At 72.4% G+C, this 19,463-nt stretch carries 15 protein-coding genes; 7 read left to right on the forward strand and 8 right to left on the reverse strand.

The features are described from left to right. Positions 1-14 precede the first annotated feature (14 nt). Positions 15-2,804 (forward strand): lysylphosphatidylglycerol synthase transmembrane domain-containing protein, encoded by a 2,790-nt coding sequence (locus tag ACFP2V_RS22510; protein ID WP_381215336.1) that lies wholly within the window; start codon positions 15-17, stop codon positions 2,802-2,804. A gap of 147 nt (positions 2,805-2,951) precedes the next feature. Further along, positions 2,952-4,442, forward strand: coding sequence for an alpha/beta hydrolase (locus ACFP2V_RS22515; RefSeq protein WP_381215339.1), 1,491 nt, complete (start codon positions 2,952-2,954; stop codon positions 4,440-4,442). 92 nt (positions 4,443-4,534) lie between these two features. On the opposite strand, the gene moeZ is transcribed toward ACFP2V_RS22515, so the two are convergent. The 7 genes from moeZ to ACFP2V_RS22550 form a co-directional block, all read right to left on the reverse strand. Continuing rightward, on the reverse strand, positions 4,535-5,713 hold the full coding sequence (gene moeZ, locus ACFP2V_RS22520) for an adenylyltransferase/sulfurtransferase MoeZ (RefSeq protein ID WP_381215342.1): 1,179 nt from the start codon (positions 5,711-5,713) through the stop codon (positions 4,535-4,537). Between the two features lie 64 nt (positions 5,714-5,777). Beyond that, positions 5,778-6,518, reverse strand: a complete 741-nt coding sequence (locus ACFP2V_RS22525) for a spherulation-specific family 4 protein (protein ID WP_381215545.1) — start codon at positions 6,516-6,518, stop codon at positions 5,778-5,780. A gap of 131 nt (positions 6,519-6,649) precedes the next feature. Then, entirely contained in the window at positions 6,650-7,666 is a 1,017-nt protein-coding gene (locus tag ACFP2V_RS22530; RefSeq protein WP_381215345.1) for an NAD-dependent epimerase/dehydratase family protein, read from the reverse strand. Positions 7,667-7,706: 40 nt separating this feature from the next. After that, positions 7,707-8,870: a hypothetical protein gene (locus ACFP2V_RS22535; protein WP_381215348.1), complete on the reverse strand. Its 1,164-nt coding sequence runs from the start codon at positions 8,868-8,870 to the stop codon at positions 7,707-7,709. Continuing rightward, positions 8,867-10,687: a DUF3492 domain-containing protein gene (locus ACFP2V_RS22540; protein WP_381215351.1), complete on the reverse strand. Its 1,821-nt coding sequence runs from the start codon at positions 10,685-10,687 to the stop codon at positions 8,867-8,869. The genes ACFP2V_RS22535 and ACFP2V_RS22540 overlap by 4 nt, the downstream gene beginning before the upstream one ends. A gap of 246 nt (positions 10,688-10,933) precedes the next feature. Further along, positions 10,934-12,430 carry a DUF3152 domain-containing protein gene (locus tag ACFP2V_RS22545; protein ID WP_381215354.1) on the reverse strand — a complete coding sequence of 499 codons (1,497 nt, stop codon included), beginning with the start codon at positions 12,428-12,430 and terminating at the stop codon, positions 10,934-10,936. Positions 12,431-12,438: 8 nt separating this feature from the next. Next, positions 12,439-13,512 carry an alpha/beta fold hydrolase gene (locus ACFP2V_RS22550; protein WP_381215357.1) on the reverse strand — a complete coding sequence of 358 codons (1,074 nt, stop codon included), beginning with the start codon at positions 13,510-13,512 and terminating at the stop codon, positions 12,439-12,441. A gap of 196 nt (positions 13,513-13,708) precedes the next feature. Between ACFP2V_RS22550 and ACFP2V_RS22555 the strand changes: the two genes are divergently transcribed. From ACFP2V_RS22555 to ACFP2V_RS22570, 4 genes are all read left to right on the forward strand, one after another. Beyond that, entirely contained in the window at positions 13,709-13,936 is a 228-nt protein-coding gene (locus ACFP2V_RS22555) for a hypothetical protein (protein WP_381215360.1), read from the forward strand. Positions 13,937-14,176: 240 nt separating this feature from the next. Continuing rightward, a complete protein-coding gene (locus tag ACFP2V_RS22560) occupies positions 14,177-14,821 on the forward strand; it encodes a TetR/AcrR family transcriptional regulator (RefSeq protein WP_381215363.1) in 645 nt (214 codons plus the stop codon). 158 nt (positions 14,822-14,979) lie between these two features. Next, positions 14,980-15,207, forward strand: a complete 228-nt coding sequence (locus ACFP2V_RS22565) for a DUF3107 domain-containing protein (RefSeq protein ID WP_030220063.1) — start codon at positions 14,980-14,982, stop codon at positions 15,205-15,207. A gap of 333 nt (positions 15,208-15,540) precedes the next feature. After that, positions 15,541-15,810 carry a hypothetical protein gene (locus tag ACFP2V_RS22570; protein WP_381215367.1) on the forward strand — a complete coding sequence of 90 codons (270 nt, stop codon included), beginning with the start codon at positions 15,541-15,543 and terminating at the stop codon, positions 15,808-15,810. 43 nt (positions 15,811-15,853) lie between these two features. On the opposite strand, the gene ACFP2V_RS22575 is transcribed toward ACFP2V_RS22570, so the two are convergent. Next, positions 15,854-16,609: a ferritin-like fold-containing protein gene (locus ACFP2V_RS22575; RefSeq protein WP_381215370.1), complete on the reverse strand. Its 756-nt coding sequence runs from the start codon at positions 16,607-16,609 to the stop codon at positions 15,854-15,856. Between the two features lie 475 nt (positions 16,610-17,084). Between ACFP2V_RS22575 and ACFP2V_RS22580 the strand changes: the two genes are divergently transcribed. Further along, positions 17,085-19,448 (forward strand): DEAD/DEAH box helicase, encoded by a 2,364-nt coding sequence (locus ACFP2V_RS22580; RefSeq protein WP_381215373.1) that lies wholly within the window; start codon positions 17,085-17,087, stop codon positions 19,446-19,448. Positions 19,449-19,463: the final 15 nt, after the last annotated feature.

Below are 19,463 nucleotides of genomic sequence, written 5' to 3' on the forward strand. Positions count from 1 at the left end.
ATCAAGAAGAGGCAATGACGGAGCAGGGTGCGCACCCCGGGGACACGGCGGGCACCCCTGACATTTCGTCGCGCCCGGACACCGGTCGCACCGATCCACAGGGTGCCGGCGCCAAGGACGCCGGCACCGAGGCGGCCGGGAAGCAGCCTGCTCCGGATGCCCACGGCACCGACGGCGCCGATCCGGCGCGCGTCGACGAGGTCGAGGGCGACGAACCCCTCCTCCCCGCACGTGTGCACCGTCCGTCCGATCTCATGCGGCTCCTGGTGGGTGCGCTCGCCATCGGGGTGCTGCTGGCGATCGCCGCGTTCGCCCACGGCACCACCTCGGGGCTGGAACAGGACATCACCAAGGGCACCGGTCAGGCGCCCGACCTGCTCATCAAGATCGCCGGTCTGGCCTCCAGCATCGCGATCCTTCTCGTGCCGGTCGCCTTCGCCATCGAACGGCTGATCAAACGGGACGGGCTGCGGATCGCCGACGGTGTGCTCGCCGCCGTCCTCGCGCACGGAGTGACACTCGCCACGGATCTGTGGGTCGCGCGGGCGGCCCCCGGCTCGATCCAGGAGGCGCTGACCCAGCCCTCCCCCGGCGACGTCCACGCCCTCACCGATCCGGTGCACGGCTACCTGGCACCCGTCATCGCCTACATGACGGCCGTCGGCATGTCCCGCAGACCCAGATGGCGCGCGGTGCTGTGGGTCGTGCTGCTCCTCGATGCCTTTTCGATGCTGGTCACCGGGTACACGACTCCGTTCTCGGTCATCCTGACGGTGCTGCTCGGCTGGACCGTCGCGTACGGCACCCTCTATGCGGTCGGGTCGCCCAATGTGCGCCCCACCGGGCAGACCCTGATGGCGGGCCTGCGGACCGTCGGCTTCCATCCGGTGAGCGCGTCCCGCCAGGAGGCAACGGACGTCGTCGAGGCCGGGGACCGGGGCCGCCGGTACTTCGTCACCCTGGAGGACGGTCCGCCGCTGGACGTGACCGTGGTCGACCGCGAGCAGCAGGCACAGGGCTTCTTCTACCGCGCGTGGCGCAATCTGACCCTGCGCGGCTTCGCCACCCGCAGAAGCTTCCAGTCCCTGCGCCAGGCGCTCGAGCAGGAGGCACTGCTGGCGTACGCGGCCATCGCGGCCGGTGCCAACGCGCCGAAGCTGATCGCGATGTCCGAGCTCGGCCCCGACGCGGTGATGCTCGTCTACGAGCACAGTGGCGGGCGCACCCTCGACTCGCTGCCGGACGAGGAGATCACCGACACGCTGCTGCGCGACACCTGGCGTCAGGTGCAGGCGTTGCAGTCCCGCCGGATCGCGCACCGCAGGCTGGTCGGCGACGCGATCCTGGTGGATCGTTCCGGCACGGTGATCCTCACCGATCTGCGGGTCGGGGAGATCGCGGCCGGCGAACTGCTGCTGCGCATAGACATCTCCCAGCTGCTGGTGACGCTGGGGCTCCGGGTGGGCGCCGAACGCGCGGTGGCGTCGGCTCTGAGCGTGCTCGGCCCCGACGCCGTGGCGGACTGCCTGCCGATGCTTCAGCCCATCGCGCTGAGCCGCTCCACGCGCGCGACGCTGCGCCGGCTCGCCCGGGAGCGGGCCGAGCGCGAGCGTGAGGCGGTCCTGGAGGCCTCCCGCCAGGCCAAGCAGTTGCGCGCGGAGCAGGCCGCGGACCCCTCCGGGAAGTTCTCGGCCGACGGGCCCGCCATGGCCGAAAAGCCCGACAAGAAGGCCGTACGCGCGGAGCAGCGGGCCGAGAAGCGGGCGATCGACGAGGCGCTGGAGGAGGCCCGCGAGGAAGACCTGCTCACGCAGATCCGGCACGAGGTGCTGCGGATCAGGCCGCAGGCGCCGGTCGAGCCGGTCCGCCTCGAGCGGGTGCGTCCGCGCACGCTGATCAGTTTCATCGCCGGCGCCATCGGCGGGTACTTCCTGCTGACGCAGCTCGCCCACATCGAGTTCGGGTTGCTGATCGCCAACGCGGAGTGGGGCTGGGTGGCGGCGGCCGCCCTGTTCTCGGCCGCCAGCTACTTCGCCGCGGCCCTGGCACTGCTGGGGTTCGTGCCGGAGCGGGTGCCGTTCGTCAGGACGGTGGCGGCGCAGGTCGCCGGTTCCTTCGTGAAGATCGTCGCCCCGGCGGCGGTGGGCGGTGTCGCCCTGAACACCCGGTTCCTCCAGCGTGCCGGGGTGCGGCCGGGGCTCGCGGTGGCGAGTGTCGGCGCGTCCCAGCTGTTCGGGCTGGGCTGCCACATCCTGATGCTGCTGGCGTTCGGCTATCTGACCGGTACCGAGAAGACGCCCTCGCTGTCTCCGTCCCGTACGGTCATCGCGGGTCTGCTGACGGTGGCGGTGCTGGTGCTGGTGGTGACCTCGGTGCCGTTCCTGCGGAAGTTCCTCTTCACGCGCGTGCGGTCGCTCTTCGCGGGGGTCGTGCCGCGGATGCTCGATGTGCTGCAACGCCCGCAGAAGCTGGTCACCGGCATCGGCGGCATGCTGCTGCTGACCGCCTGCTTCGTGCTGTGCCTGTACGCCTCCGTCCGGGCGTTCGGCGACGAGACGACGTCGATCAGCCTGGCCGGGGTCGCGGTGGTCTTCCTCGCGGGCAACGCGCTGGGGTCGGCGGCTCCCACCCCGGGTGGTGTGGGAGCGGTCGAGGCGACCCTGACGGTCGGTCTGATCGCGGTCGGACTGCCCAGCGAGGTCGCCGCGCCGGCGGTGCTGCTGTTCCGGCTGCTGACCCTGTGGCTGCCGGTGCTCCCGGGATGGCTGGCCTTCAACCACCTCACCCGCAAGGAAGCGCTGTAGCGGGCAGCCCGAGCAGGTAAAGAGCATTACAAAACAGCAGGTCAGATGGTTATCCACAGGCTTCCACGGTGAGTGTGGGATCTGCCTACCATGGCCTGACCGCCATCCGCCGCACAGTGCGGACGGCCCGCGAGGGGAATGGGGCACATGACGCGTTTCGCACGGTGGACGGCTCTGGCGGCCTGTGCCGCGCTGCTGGCGGCAGGATGCAGCGGCGGACCCGACGACGGCTCGGGCGACCATGACAGGAGCGGCGGGACGGCGATCGACTGGGGGCGCTGCGAGGCTTCCGGGGACACACCCGCGCCCGGTGAGGAATGGCAGTGCGGCACCCTCCAGGTACCACTGGACTGGGCGAAGCCGGACGGCGGGACGATCGGGCTGGCGTTGATCCGGGCGAAGGCCACGGGGGACGACCGCCTCGGGTCCCTGCTGTTCAACTTCGGCGGGCCCGGCGGCTCCGGTGTGTCCATGATGCCCTCCTACGCCACTACCGCCTCGAAGCTGCGCGAGCGGTACGACCTGGTGAGCTGGGATCCGCGCGGGGTGGCCGCCAGTGAGGGCATCCGGTGCCGGGACGACGAGGAGATCCAGGCGGCCGAGTCGGTGGACTCCACCCCGGACACCCCGGCTGAGGAGCAGGAGTACCTCGCGGACGCGGCGGACTTCGGCAAGGGCTGCGAGGAGTCGGCCGGCAAGCTGCTGGCCCATGTGTCGACCACCGACACCGCCCGCGACATGGACCGCGTCCGGCAGGCTCTCGGCGACGACAGGCTCAACTACTTCGGCATCTCCTACGGCACCGAACTCGGCGGCGTCTACGCCCACCTGTTCCCGAAGAAGGTGGGCCGGCTGACGCTCGACGCGGTGGTCGACCCGAGCGCCGACACCGTGGGGCACGCCCAGAACCAGACCCGTGGGTTCCAGCGCGCGCTGGACAACTATCTGAAGTCCACCGGCCGGGACCCCGAGCAGGGGTCGCGTGAGATAGCGGAGCTGCTGGAGCGAATCGACGCCGAGCCGCTGCCGACGTCCTCGAAGGGGCGGGAGCTGTCCCAGTCGCTGGCGCTGACCGGCATCGTCCTCCCCCTGTACAGCAAGGACGGCTGGCCGGTGCTGACCAGCGCGCTGGAGGCGGCCGAGGAGGGCGACGGCTCGGAGCTGCTGGCGCTGGCCGACGGCTACAACGAACGGGACGCGTCGGGAAAGTACGGGACGACGACCCACTCGCAGCGGGCCATATCGTGCCTGGACGGCAAGCAGCGGATGACCGCGGCCCAGACCGAGGAACTGCTGCCGGAGTTCGAGCGGATCTCGCCGGTGTTCGGCCCCTTCCTCGGCTGGGACATGGCCGGCTGGTGCCACGACTGGCCGGTCCCCGGTCAGCACGAGACTCCGGAGGTGAGCGCGCCGGGTGCCGCTCCGGTCCTGGTGATCGGCAACACCGGCGATCCCGCCACTCCGTACGAGGGCGCGCAGCGGATGGCGGACGAGCTGGGCGAGGGCGTGGGGGTCGTGCTCACCTGGGAGGGCGAGGGCCACGGCGCGTACGGCAGTGGGAGCGACTGTGTCGACTCCACCGTGAACGCGTATCTGCTGGACGGCACGGTGCCGAAGGACGGCAAGATCTGCTCATGACGGCGGCGGGGGCTGCACGCACCCGTGGTGCGCGCAGCCCCCGCCCGGGACCTGTCGGGGATCGCGGTGGCGCCCCGGGGTCGGTGGATCGGTCAGTAGATCGGCTTCGTCGGCTCGATCTGGTTGACCCAGCCGACCACGCCGCCGCCGACGTGGACGGCGTCGGCGAAGCCCGCGGACTTCAGGACCGCGAGGACTTCCGCACTGCGGACGCCCGTCTTGCAGTTCAGGACGATCTTCTTGTCCTGCGGGAGGTCCTCCAGGGCGTTGCCCATGAGGAACTCGTTCTTCGGGATCAGCCGGGCGCCGGGGATGGAGACGATCTCGAACTCGTTCGGCTCGCGGACGTCGATGATCTCGATGTTCTCGCCTTCGTCGATCCACTCCTTGAGCTGCTTGGGAGTGATCGTGGAGTCGGCGGCCGCCGCCTGGGCCTCCTCGGAGACGACGCCGCAGAAGGCCTCGTAGTCGATGAGCTCGGTGACGGTCGGGTTCTCGCCGCAGATCGCGCAGTCGGGGTCCTTGCGGACCTTGACCTGGCGGTACTGCATTTCCAGAGCGTCGTAGATCATCAGGCGGCCGACGAGCGGCTCACCGATGCCGGCGAGGAGCTTGATGGCCTCGTTGGCCTGGATGGAGCCGATGGACGCGCACAGCACGCCCAGGACGCCGCCCTCGGCGCAGGAGGGGACCATGCCGGGGGGCGGGGGCTCCGGGTAGAGGCAGCGGTAGCAGGGGCCGTGCTCGGACCAGAACACGGAGGCCTGGCCGTCGAAGCGGTAGATCGAGCCCCAGACGTAGGGCTTGTTCAGCAGCACGCACGCGTCGTTGACCAGGTACCGGGTCGCGAAGTTGTCCGTGCCGTCGACGATGAGGTCGTAGTCGCTGAAGATGCCCATCACGTTGTCGGCCTCGAGGCGCTCCTCGTGGAGGATCACGTTCACGTAGGGGTTGATGCCCTTGATCGTGTCGCGCGCGGACTCGGCCTTGGGCCGGCCGATGTCGGCCTGGCTGTGGATGACCTGTCGCTGCAGGTTCGACTCGTCGACCTCGTCGAACTCCACGATGCCGAGCGTGCCCACGCCCGCCGCGGCCAGATACATCAGCCCCGGCGAACCCAGGCCACCGGCGCCGACGAACAGCACCTTGGCGTTCTTCAACCGCTTCTGCCCGGCCATCCCCACATCGGGGATGATCAGGTGGCGGGAGTACCTGCGGACCTCGTCTACGGTGAGCTCGGCGGCCGGCTCGACCAGGGGTGGCAACGACACGGGGACTCCGTTGGTCGGTCAATCACTACGGTTGTTCTTCCCTCCAACAGTGCCATGGCCTTTTTCATTCCGAGACACCCATCCCGGCCTGCGAGACGACATCGTCCCAGTAGCCGGGCAACGGCTCCCAGGGATTGATGCGGCTGTCGCGGTCGGTGCGGTCGGTGAACCAGACGGTCGCGGCGCCCTGCCAGCGGGCGATGCGCAGCGCCTCCGCCACATGCGGCCGGGGCACTCCGTGGACGAAGTGGCAGAAGCGCTCGGGCGGATGGTCGACGGTCCACTCGGCCACCTGGGACCAGCGGTAGTCGTGCCACGCGCCGGAGAAGGTGACCAGTTGGTCGGCGATGTCGGCGTGGCCGGGGTGCGGGTGGGTCCCGTGGCCGAGGACGATGTGGGCATCATCACGGATCACCCGGAGCGTATGGACCGCGCGCCGGACGGCGGGGAGCGCGGCGCGGTCCGCGGGGCAGCGGTCCAGGAGGAATCCGTCGGCTTGATACCAGTCGATGAACCGGTGCGCGTCCGAGATCAGCCTGCCGAAGTCCCGGAGACCATATGCCGAGTCGAGGTGGCCCAGAATACGGACACCGGCGTTGCGCAGGCGTCCCGCCGCTTCCAGGCAGCTCGGGTCGGGTTGCACTCCGGGCCCGTTGGCCACGTTCAGGACGACCCAGTGCAGAGGGCTCGCGCCTCCCGGGCGGGTGAGCGCGTTCCACTCGGCCGGGGCGAGAAGGGGATGCGCCAGGCCGGGTGCCCCGAAGCCAGTACGGACGCCGGTGCCGGTACCGGTTCCAGAGCCGATGCCAGTGCCTGCGCCTGCGCCTGCGCCGGTTCCAGAGCCGATGCCAGGCCTGCCGTCGCCCACGGCGGCCGGAGGGGCGGGACGAACCGGAGCGCTCGGACGGCCCGGACCGTTCGGATGGCTCCGGTTGATCAGATACGACATGCCGCCTCCATCCAGATGTCGGCGAGGGACTCCTCGAGATTGATCCGGGGGCGCCAGCCGAGCCGGTCGCGCGCGGTGCGCACGTCCGCCTGCTGCCAGTTGCCGCAGCCGTCCGGATACGGGAACGCGACCGAGGCCGCGTGCTGGTCGGACTCGCCGCGAGGGTGTCCGATGGCCGGCCTGAGATGCGGGGTGTGGGCGGTGTGCCCCGTGCTGCCGTGACCGCCGTGACCGCCGTGGGCGCCGGGCGGGCCGTCGAGCTCCTGGAGGGCGCCGCCGTATCCGGCCACGCGGGCGAGCATCGCGGCGGCGTCCCGCAGGCGGACGGCACGGCCCGAGCCGATGTTGATGACCCCCTGCGCGGCGGAGAGCGAGGCCGCGTGCACGGCACGGGCCACGTCCCGGACGTCGACGAAGTCGCGCTGGACGCCGAGACCGCCGAGTTTCAGTTCGCCGTCGCCGGACTGCATGGCGCGGCGCATGGCCTCGGCGAGGCGGCCGAGCGGCGAACCGGCGGGGGTGCCGGGCCCCGCGGGCGAGAACACCCGCAGGACCACGGCGTCCAGGCCGGAGCCGAGGACGAGTTCGGTCGCGGCGAGCTTGCTCACGCCGTACGGACCGCCGGGGCGGGGGACGGCGTCCTCCGCCGTGGAGGAGTTGGGCTGGCTGGGGCCGTACTCGGCACTGCAGCCGATCTGTACGAGCCGGGCGCCGCAGCCGCTGCGGCGCAGGGCCTCGCAGACGGTGGCGACGGCGACGGTGTTGTGCCGGGTGAGGTCGCGGGCTCCGCCGCGGGTGGTGCCGGCGCAGTTGACCACGACGCCGGGGTGGACGGCGTCGAGGAACCGGGTGAGTGCGCCGGGGCTGCCGGTGGCGAGGTCGAAGCGGACGTCGGCGTCGTCGCCGCGGCCGAGGGCGGTGAGCTGGACGGCCGGGTCGGCGAGCAGACGGTCGGCGACGAAGCGGCCGATGTACCCGTTGGCTCCGATCAGCAGGACTCTCATCGGGCGGCTCCTGTGACGGCCGAGGCTGCTGGGCGGGTGATCATGCGGAATCTCCTTGGGGTGGTGCCTCCGGCTGGGCGTGGGCCGAGGCTCGGGTGAGGGTGCGTGCTGCGTGGATCAGAAGGGTCAGGGCGGCCCCGCCGCAGATGAGGGTGGTGATACCACCGGGGTCCCAGACGGTGACCAGGGTTTCCACAGGGACGGCCAGCGCCCCGCAGCCGGGCAGACGGGCCGCGAAGACCGTGGCCAGGGCCGCCGCCTGGGCGAGGGCCGCGGCAGCGAGGATCACCTTCGGCGCATGGGTGTAGCCATGGAGGGTGAGGATGCGGGCCAGGAAGAGGAGGGCGCCCAGGGCGAGCACTTCGTGGTGGGTGAAGGGCTCGTCCAGGGCCGTGGCGCAGAGGGTGAAGAGAGCTGCCAGGGCGCACAGGAACAGGGCGAAGGTTCCGAACAGCAGGGGACGCACGGAGTCGGCGAAGTCTTCGAGGCCGCGGCTGGCCGCGACCTTGCGGCGGGCCCGTACGGTGAAGAGCCGGGCGCTCCAGGCACCGGGGGCGAAGGCCAGGGTGAGGGCCAGGGCCGGGGCGATGGCGAGCGCCCAGTCGCCGCCGGGACCGCCGGTGGGCGGGCCGTCGGGGCCGCCGGTGATCGCGGTGTGGAGCAGGCCGTCGCCCAGGAGGGCGTAGCCGATGAGCCAGCAGGTCCAGGCCGCCGTGCCCGTGGTGGGCGGGATGGGCGTGGCGGGCGTGGTGCCGAGCGGGCGGCCGCGTCGAAGGGCCGCGCGCATGGCCAGGGCGATGGCGAGCGCGCCCGCGGCGACCGCGTAGCCGCGGCTCTGGCCGTGGGTGAGGCGCAGGGCGGCCACCGACGCGAGGCCGAGGATCCCGGGGAGCAGGGTGAGAACGATCCAGCCGGCGCGGGGCCCCGGGGCGGTCGTGGCGGCGGAGGGGCGGGGGGCGTCTCCGTCGCGCGGGATCCGGGCGTACAACTCCTCCGCGAGGGAGAAGACGTCCCGGTGCTTGAAGCGGGCGGCGGTCCGGTCGGTGACGCCGTGCGCCTCCAGGCCCGCCGCGATCTCCAGGGGGTCCACCGCCCGCTCGCACAGCTCGCGATGGCGGTGCAGCAGCGCCTTCACCGGATCGGCGGTGCCTTGGCCGGCGCCGGGCTGCGCGGACTCGCGGTCCAGTTCGTCGAGGCCCGTCATCGTGCCGCCTCCGGTGCGGGGACCGGCGATGCGTCCGGTACCGGCGATGCGTCCGGTACCGGGTCGGTGGCGGACCGAGCCGGAACAGGGGCCGCCCGAGCCGGAGCGGGGGCCCGCACCGGGGTGTTTGCGGCCCAGGTGGGGGCGGGACGGGGCGACCGGCGGGAGGCGAGGTCGGCCCAGTGGCCGGGGATGTGGGCCTCGACCGGGGCGGCGAAGGGCAAGGGATCACCCGTGCCGTTCAGGAGGACGCGGCGGACCGGGGTGCGCGCGACGACCTCCAGGTACAGGTCGTGGAACGCGGCGACGTTCTGCTCGACGGTGAACAGTTCGAGTGCGCGGGCGCGCGCGGCGGCACCGAGGCGCGCGCGCCGCTCGGGGTCGCGCAGCAGCGACACGCACGCCTCGGCGAGCGCTCGCGGATCGCGCGGCGGTACGACGAGTCCGGTGCCGCCGATGACCTCGACCACCGCGCCGACGTCCGTGGACACCGTCGCGCGGCCGGCGAACATCGCCTCGACGAGCCCGGCGGGGAAGCCTTCGACCACGCTGGACAGAACGGTCACGGCACCTGCGGCATACGCGTCGGCGGGACCGGTGAGCCCCGGACCGCCGGTCTCCTCGAAGGACACCGGACCGGCACCGTCGGCGTGCGGGCTCCCGGCCCCGTCCGGGAAGAGCCGCGCGGCCAGTTCCCGGCAGTGCTCGAGGTAGGGGGCGCCCTCGGGGCCGACCGGGCCGCCGATGATCCGCAGGCGGGCGCCGGGCTCGGCCGTGCGGATCCCGGCGAACGCGTGCAGCAGCGAGACCAGGTCCTTGGCGGGCTCCACCCGGCCGGTCCAGACGAGGGTGTGCGGATCGGCGCGCTCCGGGGACTCGCCCACCTCCGCGAAGGGCGCCGCGTCCATCCCGGGGTGGACCGTGCGGACCTTCGTCCGGTCGGCGCCGCAGCGCTCCTGCCAGCGGCGGGTGTGTGTGTTGCCCGGGGTGATGAAAGCGGCCCGCCGGTAGGTCTCGGCGGCGAGCCGGCCGTGGAAGGCCGCGAGGAGGGACCGGACGGCGGGTGAGGAGTCCGGCCGGGTCAGATAGTGCGTGCGCAGCCGTACGCCGTACTCGGTCACCAGCAGGGGGACGTCGAAGAAGTGGCCGGCGAGCAGGCCCGGGAGGGCGGCCGTGCCGCCGGAGGCGGCGTGGCACAGGTCGACCGCGCCGAGCCCGTCCTCCTCGTACCAGTCGAGCGAGAGGGGGCGCAGGGCCTCGTGCAGGTGCGCGGCCACAGCCAGCAGGTCCGGCACCCGGGCCTCCCGCGCGGCGGGCAGCACGCGGGGCGCACGACAGGCGCGTTCCAGGGCGCGTACGGCGGTTTCGGAGCGGAGGGCGGCTGTGAGACCGCCGTCGTCGCGGGCGAGTTCGGCGAGGCCGTACAGAGCTCCGGCGAAACGGTCCGCCTCGGCCGGGGCACGGATCGCCCCTTCCGTCCCGGGGTCCGCGTCGGGTGTCGCGGGGTCCGACGCCACCGCGGGGTCCGACGCGCAGAGGACGGCGGCGAGTTCGCCGTAGTGTTCGGCGAAGCGCCGGCGCGCGCGCCTGCCGTGCACCACCCCGTCGTCCTCGGCGGCCCACAGCGGCGCGGTACGCACCCGTCCGACCTGCGGCGGCAGCGGCACCCAGCCGTCGTCCTCCTGGGCCTCGCTGCGACTGAACGCGTAGACGTCGAACTCGTGGTGCCCGAGTCCGCGCACGAGACGGTCGCACCAGAGTCCGGCGTCACCGCTCACATACGGATAGCCACCCTCTGTAAGCAGTCCGATGCGCACGAGTGCACCCCCGATCTCCCGTATGGGGAGCCGCCGTTGACCCGGCGGCTCGCAGCGGGACGAACGTAATCGGACAAGGTGGGGCCGTGATGGACGGTTGTCCGTCGCACCACCAAAAGGGGTGAACGGTCGTAACTTTCCAGTGCGGGGCGCGTTTGGTCGCGCTAAGAGATCAGATGAACATGCGGACGGCGACGGACACGGTACGGGCACACACGGCCCACCGTGCCGGCTCCGGCCCGTCCGTCAGCTTCTCGGATACGGCCAGGCGTTGGGCAGGCAGCTGATTCCGTCGTGGTCGAGGAACTTGGTCTGCTGCTGCATGACCGGGGCCAGATCGCCGTCCTTGTCGCAGGTGAGGTGGTTGTACCCGAGGCGGTGGCCGATCTCGTGGTTGATCAGCATCTGGCGGTAGGTGAACATCTCCTCGCCGTACGTCTTGGCGCCCTGCGCCCAGCGGAAGGCGTTGATCATGACGCGGTCGGTGGCGGCCGAGTCGCAGGAGACATTGTCGACCGTGGTGTCCAGGCCGGACTTGGCACACCAGTCGGCGGTCGTCCCGGGACTGGCGAGAGTGATGACGAAGTCGGGAGTGCCGGAGTGGATGCGTTCGAACGTGCGGGCGCCGTTGTGCGCCCAGCTGCGGTGGTCGTTGAGCGTCTTGTGCACCGCCTCGGCGAAGAGCGCGCCGTCCAGGCCCAGCCCCCGCTCCACGTCCACGCGATAGGTGATCTTCTGCCCCTTGCCCGGCGCGGCGGCGATGCCGGGAATCGCGTCGAACTTCCCCGAGCCCTCGGCCGTGGCGCCGAGTGGGTACTTCTTGTCCATCTTCTGTGCGTACGTCAGCGGCCCGGCGGCGCGGGGGGCGCCCGGGGACGTGCTCTGCTCATCGCCCGCGCCCCCGTTCGCGCCGGAGTCACGGGCGTCGCGCGCCGCCTGTTCGGGGGCGGACCGTGCCTGGAGGTCGTCGGAACCCTCGCCTCCGTCGGCGACCTGGCCGGCCACGACGACCGCCAGCACGGTGGTGACGGCGGCGGCCGCGATCCCGGTGAACGCGCGCCCCTTGACGCCCTTTGTCTGTACCGGCACCCCGGTGGGCGGCGCGGCGTCGGTGCCGGCCGGGGGCCGGGCGGCCGAGGCGGTGTTCCAGTCGGTGACGACGCCGTAGGGGTCCGCGGGATGTACGGAGTCTGCGGCGGAGGCCGGACGGGGCGCGGCGGGCGGGCGGGAAATGAAGACGTCGTCGCCCTCGTCGAAGGCATCGAGGTAGTCCTGCCGCGGACCCTGCCGTCCGCGCGACCCCCGTGGCCCGCGCGGTCCCTCGGGCGGTGCCTGGCGCTGGCGCGGCAGAGGTACGGCCGCCCCGCCGGCCGGCCCGGCACCCGCGCTCCGTCCCCCCCACTCGCCCCAGCCGCCGCCGGGTTCCCGTTGCTCGGGATGGCCACCGCCGCGGGCCGGCGGCACGCCGTGCCCGAGGGTGCCGTCGGGCGGGCGGGGCACTGCACGCGCCGGTGTCCCGTCCGGGAGCCGGCCGTCCAAAAGCCGCGGCACGCCGTGGGCGGGCGTCCCGGGTCCCGCGGGCGGGCCGTCACCCCGCGCTCCCTGCCCGGGTGAGCCGTACGGGCCGGGCGGGCCGTACGCGCCGGTTCCACCGGAGGCCGCCCCCTGCCCCGGAGGCGTCGTACCCCGCGCCGGGTGGGCGTCGCCCTTGGGTGCGGGTCCACGGCGGCTGTGGCGTCCCACGTCGCGCCTCAGCCCCTCAGGTTCTCGGCGGTGGTCCCGCCGTCGACGGCCTCGTCCGCGGCAATACTGGCGGCCGAGCCCGGAGCGCCCTGCGCGCCCGGCTCCAAAGTATCCCCCTCCTCCGCCGAATCCGTTGCATCCAAAAGGAGTTCACGGAATGCGGCAGCCACCGCCTCGGGGTATTCCATCATCGCCACATGCCCCGCGTCGGGCAGGGTGACCAGTCTGGAGTCGCGGAACGCGCGGGCCGCGCGCCCGGCCATCCGGAAGCCGACGAGCTGGTCCCTGCCGCCGTACAGCAGCAGGGTCGGCGCGAGCACCCGCTCGGCCTGGCGCCACAGCCCGTGCTGGCCGCCGAGGGTGTACGCGTTGACGAGTCCCCGTGCGGAGCGTGCCATGGCGTCCCAGGAATACGGCAACCGCAGCCGCCGCTCCATCTCCTGCACGGCGTGACGGAACGCCTCCGGCGATACCTGCCCGGGGTCCCCGTAGCAGAGCCTCACGACGCCGCGGACTCGCTGCTCCGCCGACCATCCCCGGGTGATCCGGATGAACAGCTGGGCCATCCCGGGCAGCGCCAGCAGTCCCGTCGGCACGGCGGTGCGCTGCACGCGCAGCTCGGGAAGGGCCGGTGACACGAGTGTGAGCGTGCGGACGAGGTCGGGGCGTACGGCGGCGACGCGGGTGGCGATCGCACCGCCGAGCGAATTGCCGAAGAGGTGTACGGGGCCGCGCCCGGCGGCATCGAGATAACGGATCACCGCGCGCGCGTGCGCCGAGATCGAGTAGTTGCCGTCGTCCGGGGGCGGCGAGGCGCCGAAGCCCGGAAGGTCGACGGCCTCACTGTGGACGACGTCCTCCAGGAAGGGCATCAGCGACGACCAGTTCTGCGACGACCCCCCGAGCCCGTGGATGTGGAGCGCGGGCGGCAGCCCCTCGCGCGTGGGCGGCCTCGACCGCACGGACAGGGTGACGCCCGGGAGCGCGACCGACCTGAGACGCTCACCCTCGGCGATCCTCACGGCGGCCGCTTCGGAAAGCACGGTCGCGGGCGGCACGGACGGCAGGTCGGTCGAAGACATGCGGCAATGTTACGAGATGATCACGTCAGGGCTCATGTGTCGGCGATCACAGGCCGGCCCACCGCCCGCGCACCGTGTCACATCCCGGTCGCGGATCGCATAGCGCCCGGATCGGGGGTCTCCTAGGCTCGTACCCAGGGCACCCGCATGTGGCCCCCGCATGCTCCGGGGACATTCGTAGGAAGGGAGCCCAGCCATGGCCATAGACCCCACCGATCCCGAGACGTTCGAGGAAGCCGACGACACCCGCGAAGGCCTGGAACACGGCGTCGAGGCGCCGGAGGCCGATACGGCCGAACAGTTCGCGGACCTCAACCCTGACCGCGACGACCCGCTGACCGGCGCCGATACCGACCGGGCCAACGAGGCGGACCTCGCCGAGCAGGCCAGGATCGTCTCCCTCGACGAGGACGACTACCGGTGACGGGGACGAGAGAGCCGGGGAGGCCGCCGAAGGACGCCTTCGCAAGGAAGGCACACAGGGAAGGCATATGCGGAAGCGAGGCTTCACTTTGCCCCGTCTGGCAGCTTTTGAAACCGTCCGTACGGCTTTCGGTGTCGTCCGGTCCGTGAAATTCTGCGCCCTCACCGCGCACAGCACGGTTACCGAAAAGTACGATGACGGCGCGGTTCACACCGCACGTGGACGACAATGGGAGGCGGCGTGACAGCCATCGAGCAGACAGGGACCGTGCGCCCGAGGGGTACACGCCTGCCGCGCCGTGCCCGACGGAACCAGCTCCTGGGCGCCGCCCAGGAGGTGTTCGTCGCGCAGGGTTACCACGCGGCGGCGATGGACGACATCGCCGAGCGTGCGGGTGTCAGCAAGCCGGTGCTCTACCAGCACTTCCCGGGCAAGCTCGACCTTTATCTGGCGCTGCTGGACCAGCACTGCGAGTCGCTGATCCAGTCGGTGCGCCACGCGCTCGCGTCGACGCACGACAACAAGCAGCGCGTACGGGCGACCATGGACGCCTACTTCGCGTACGTCGAGGACGATGGCGGCGCCTTCCGTCTGGTCTTCGAGTCGGACCTGACGAACGAGCCCGCCGTACGCGAGCGCGTGGACCGGGTCACCAACGACTGCGCCGAGGCGATCTGCGACGTCATCGCCGAGGACACCGGGCTGTCGCGCCAGGAATCGATGCTGCTGGCCTCGGGGCTGGGCGGTCTGGCCCAGGTGGTCGCGCGATCCTGGCTGCACAGCGACCGCAGTGTGCCGCGCGACCAGGCGGTCCAGTTGCTGACCTCGCTGGCCTGGCGGGGCATCGCCGGATTCCCGCTGCACGGCAGCGAGCAGCAGTTCTGACAGCGCGTGCGGGCCGGCGGGGGCGGCCGTGTGTTCTCGCCGGTTGTTCGCTCCTGGCGTTGCGGGGGCGGAGCGTGCACGTTCCCGCACCGGGCTAATGTGTGCTGGGTACGGCGCGGAAGGTCGCGCACTTCACTGACCGTCGGAGGGACATAGCCGTGGAGGTCAAGATCGGCGTGCAGCACGCGCCCCGCGAGATCGTTCTGGAGAGCGGTCAGAGCGCCGAGGAGGTCGAGCGCGTGGTGGCCGAGGCGCTGGCCGGGAAGTCTCAGCTGCTGAGCCTCGTGGACGAGCACGGTCGCAAGATCCTGGTCCCGGCCGACCGTCTCGCGTACATCGAGATCGGCGAGCCGGCCCCGCGCAAGGTGGGCTTCGGCGCGCTGTAGGCGACGACCGGCAGACACGGAAGGGCCCGGCGGCTCGGCACCTCGAACCGCCGGGCCCTTCCACGTCCCGCTCCGCGCCTCTCCGTCGCTCCGGCTCTCTCCCGGCCGGCGCCTCTGCGCGCCTCTGCGCGCCTCTGCGCGGCTACTCCGTTCGGCTTGCCTCCCCCTGCCGTCCTCCCGTGTCCCAGGCCGTTTCCGCCACCGCGTGCCACCGCCTCCGCCCGCGCGGACGGGACACAGGTCCCGTACAGGGAAGGATTGGCTCCCGCAGGTCAGGGGTAAGACGGGCTACGACCGATGCGAGCAGGCCGGCCATGTGGGAGGAACCCCAACATGCTCTTGGAAACGCTCAGTTCAGTGATCCTCGGCCTGGCTCTGGCATGGGCGGCCACCCGCCGCCTGCCGCACCGCCTCCCCGCCCGCGCCCTGGTCCTGTCGACCGGTGTCGCCGGGGCACTGTTGGGCGCGTTCCTCACGCACAACGCGCTGGACGCGGGCAACCTGCTGACGGCCCTGTCCGGCGCGGCGATCGTCTCCGTGGCGTCGCTGTCGCTGCTGCTGCGCCCCGCGGGCAGACTCCGCAGCCGGTCGGCGACCGCCTGACCGGCCGCCGCCGACACCGGCGCCCGACGGAGCCGGGCGGCTCTCAGGCCGCCAGGCCCAGGGCCGCCATCCGCTTGGTGTGGGCCTCGGTGATCCGGGAGAACATCCGGCCGACCTCGGCGAGGTCGAAGCCGTCCGCGATCCCGCCGACGAGCATCGTCGACAGCGCGTCCCGGTCGGCCACCACCCGCTGCGACTGGGACAGCGCCTCACCCATCAGCCGACGCGCCCACAGTGCGAGCCGCCCGCCCACACGCGGGTCCGCATCGATCGCCGCGCGCACCTTCTCCACGGCGAACCCACCGTGCCCGGTGTCGTCGAGCACGGCCAGCACCAGCGCGCGGGTGTCGGAGTCCAGCCGGGCCGCGACCTCCCGGTAGAAGTCACTGGCGATCGAGTCGCCGACGTAGGCCTTCACGAGTCCCTCGAGCCAGTCGGAGGGCGCCGTCTGCTTGTGGAAGCCCTCGTACGCGGCGACGAACGGCTCCATCGCGACGGTCGGCTCCTCGCCGACCTCGGCCAGCCGGTCGCGCAGCCGCTCGAAGTGGTGGAACTCGGCCGACGCCATCTTCGCCAGCTCCGCCTTGTCCTCCAGCGTGGGCGCCAGCTTGGCGTCGTCCGCGAGCCGCTCGAACGCCGCCAGCTCGCCGTACGCGAGCGCGCCGAGCAGGTCCACGACGGCGGCGCGGTACTGCGGATCGGCGGCAGCGGTGGCCCAGTCCAGGGCGGCGACGCCGGTGGGCGCGGCGGGGATGTCGGGGGTGTCCGCGGCGCGGTCAGGCTTGTCAGAGCTCGTCATAATCCGCACAATAGCCCGCTCGTCGCGGGCCGTAAGGTGCTGGTCAACACGTGTGACGACGACTGGGTGGCCAAATCGGCCATGGCGTGTGCGCGAATCCGGGGTATGGTGGTAATGCGCCCGCCGAATACTCTGACGTAGTCGGCAGGGCGCATGTATGAGGATGCCCGGTCGGAGGCCCGATCGGCTCCGCCCCGACCGCTCTCCCTGACCGTGCGGCACATTGCGTACGACGATCGGAGGGACCCTCAGCGGTACGAGCGCTAGAGCGTCGGCAGTGGTCCCGTGTCCTACGGCATCCCCGTAAGGCAGCCGACGTCCCCGGCACGGTCCATAGACGACCCCCGCGCTCGCCTCGCACCGCGCACACAGAAGAGGCAGCACCCTGACTACGTTCCGAGAGCTCGGGATCCTTCCCGAGACCGCCGAAGCCCTTGAAGCCGTCGGCATCATCACGCCCTTTCCCATCCAGGAGATGACGCTCCCCGTGGCCCTGTCGGGCTCCGACGTCATCGGCCAGGCCAAGACCGGCACCGGCAAGACGCTGGGCTTCGGCCTTCCGCTCCTCGAGCGCGTGACCGTCCCCGCGGACGTGGAGGCGGGCCGTGCGAAGCCCGAGGACCTCACGGACACGCCGCAGGCGCTCGTCGTCGTCCCCACCCGCGAGCTGTGCACGCAGGTCACCAACGACCTGCTGACCGCCGGCAAGGTGCGCAATGTCCGCGTCACCGCGATCTACGGCGGACGGGCCTACGAGCCGCAGGTCGAGGCCCTGAAGAAGGGCGTCGACGTGATCGTCGGCACCCCGGGCCGGCTGCTCGACCTGGCCGGGCAGAAGAAGCTGAACCTGAAGGACGTCAAGGCCCTCGTCCTCGACGAGGCCGACGAGATGCTCGACCTGGGCTTCCTGCCCGACGTCGAGAAGATCATCAACCTGCTTCCGGCCCGCCGCCAGACCATGCTGTTCTCGGCGACGATGCCGGGCGCGGTCATCGGGCTGGCCCGCCGTTACATGTCGCAGCCCACGCACATCCGCGCCACCGCGCCGGACGACGAGGGCGCGACGGTCGCGAACACCACGCAGTTCATCTACCGCGCGCACAACATGGACAAGCCCGAGCTGGTCTCGCGGATACTCCAGGCGGACGGCCGGGGCCTGGTCATGGTCTTCTGCCGGACCAAGCGCACCGCCGCCGACCTCGCCGACCAGCTCAAGCAGCGCGGCTTCGCCTCCGGCGCGGTCCACGGCGACCTCGGCCAGGGCGCCCGCGAGCAGGCGCTGCGCGCCTTCCGCAACGGCAAGGTGGACGTACTCGTCTGCACCGACGTCGCCGCCCGCGGCATCGACGTCGAAGGTGTCACGCACGTCATCAACTACCAGTCCCCCGAGGACGAGAAGACGTACCTGCACCGCATCGGCCGTACCGGCCGCGCGGGGGCGAAGGGTACGGCGATCACGCTGGTCGACTGGGACGACATCCCGCGCTGGCAGCTGATCAACAAGGCGCTGGACCTGGGCTTCAGCGCCCCGCCGGAGACGTACTCCACCTCCCCCCACCTGTTCACCGACCTCGGCATCCCCGAGGGCACGAAGGGTGTCCTGCCGCGCTCGGAGCGCACCCGCGCCGGGCTCGACGCGGAGGAGCTGGAGGACCTGGGCGAGCCGGGCGGCCGTGGTGGCCCGCGCGGGCGCGGTGGCCGCAGCGAGCGGGGCGACCGGGGCGAGTCCCGGTCCGCCGACCACGAGAGTCCGGCCCGTACGCCGCGCCGCCGTCGCCGTACGCGTAGCGGTACGCCGTTGAGCGACTCGGCGCAGCAGTCGGCGGCCCCGGCCGTCGAGGACACCGCCGAGGCGGAGGCCGGCACGGCTCTCCGCACCCCGCGTCGCCGCCGCCGCATGCGCGGCGGAGCCCCGGCCGAGGCCACGAGCGCCCCGGTGACCGCGGTCGAGTCCACCGGGCCCGCGGAGCCCGCCGAGGCCGCTGTCGCGACAGCGGCGGGCACGTCCGGGGACGCTCTGGAGAACCTGGACGCCCCCGAGGCCCCGGCGAAGCCGCGCCGCCGCCGTTCCCGCAGGTCCGCGGAGACGGCAGCCGTCGACACCGCGGCCCCGGCCGGTTCGCCGGTCGAGGCCGACGTGGCGGTGGCGGTCGCCGTCGCCCCGTCGGCCGAGAGCACCGCCGTGGCCGGGACGGCCCCGGCGACCGGGGAGCCCGAGGCCCCCGCCGCCGAACCGCGTCGCCGCCGGACCCGCAAGGCCGCGGCCGCGACTGCGCCTTCGGCTGCCGAGGCGGTGGCGGACACCGCCGAGGTGACCGCCGAATCCGCACCGGAGCCGGAGCAGACCAAGCCGCGCCGCACCCGTAAGGCCACCGCGACCGCCGAGGCCGCCTCGACCGCCGTCGGCATCCCGGCACAGGCCTCTTCCGAGACCGAGCCGGCGGAGACCGTGGCGGCCAAGCCCCGGCGGACCCGCAAGGCCACCGCCAAGGCGGAGACGGCCGTGGACACCGCCGAGGCCACCGAGGCCAAGCCGCGCCGCACCCGCAAGGCGGCCACCGCCGTGCAGGAGCCGGAGACCACGGCGGACGCCACGGCCGAGGTGAAGCCCAGGCGCACCAGGAAGACGGCGGCCGCCAAGGCCGTCGACACCGCCGAGGCCACCGAGGCCGTCGAGGCCAAGCCCCGCCGCCGTACCCGCAAGGCGACCGCGACCACCGAGGCCACCGCCGACATCCCGGCACAGGCCGAGCCGGAGGTGGAGGCCGAGGCGAAGCCCCGGGTCCGCCGTACCCGCAAGGCCGCGGCAACGCCCCCTGCGGAGCCCGCGGACGCCTGACCCACCGAGGCGATG

Origin of the sequence: Streptomyces incanus (genome assembly GCF_042656345.1) — a bacterium.
Lineage (GTDB): Bacteria > Actinomycetota > Actinomycetes > Streptomycetales > Streptomycetaceae > Streptomyces > Streptomyces incanus.